This window comes from Psychrobacter sp. TB55-MNA-CIBAN-0194, assembly GCF_040309505.1.
GTDB classification, from domain to species: domain Bacteria; phylum Pseudomonadota; class Gammaproteobacteria; order Pseudomonadales; family Moraxellaceae; genus Psychrobacter; species Psychrobacter fozii.
This window is the reverse complement of sequence record NZ_JBEOOW010000831.1, coordinates 1-233: the sequence shown is the minus strand read 5'-3', so window position 1 is coordinate 233 and position 233 is coordinate 1. Positions and strand designations below refer to the sequence as shown.

Here is a 233-nt window from a genome sequence, read left to right as displayed (position 1 = left end):
ATATTCTACCGCTTCGCGGGCTTCGGCCTATTGGCTTGTGATTTCCAAATTAACCTTGAAGTTAGGCCTTACATTAAACGGCAAGCCGTTTAATAAACCCATATCAATTACCTGCTGGGGAATAGCTTTAGAAAGTGAAATTATTGAACTTAAATTTTCAGACTCTGAAACTAATAGGGATATTAATTCATTAATTGAATCGTCTGTTTTGTAGAAAGCGGATAGGCCAATAA

General features: G+C 36.5%; 1 protein-coding gene. It reads right to left on the bottom strand.

The annotated features are described in order from the left end of the window. Positions 1–27: 27 nt before the first annotated feature. A partial coding sequence (locus tag AAEY75_RS17245) for a hypothetical protein (protein WP_352260407.1) occupies positions 28–233 on the bottom strand: 206 nt, incomplete at its 5' end.